The 258-nt window shown below is 73.6% G+C and carries 1 protein-coding gene; it reads right to left on the reverse strand.

The window, feature by feature from the left end; genetic code table 11:
- A partial coding sequence (locus AC5RUJ_RS19085; RefSeq protein WP_494156619.1) for a hypothetical protein occupies positions 1-246 on the reverse strand: 246 nt, incomplete at its 3' end.
- Positions 247-258 lie beyond the last annotated feature (12 nt).

The following is a 258-nucleotide window of genomic DNA, read 5'->3' on the forward strand; positions in this document are numbered from 1 at the left end:
GCCCGAGGCCGGGCGCCCGGCTGCGGCAAGGTCGTGCCGCAGCCGGTCCCCGGCGATTAGTGCCGCACCCAGGAGCAGGAACAGGGCCAGCGAGACAAAGGGACCCGTGAACGGTGTCACCACCGCTCCCGGTGCGACGGCGGTGGCCAGCAGCGATGAACCAAAGGAGGCCGCGAGGGTCAGGAACACGCCGAGCCAGAGCAACCGTGCGCGGCCGGCACCCTTGCCCGTGACCGCCCCGGCCACGGCCAGCGCCAG

The organism is Arthrobacter sp. Y3223164, from assembly GCF_059091005.1.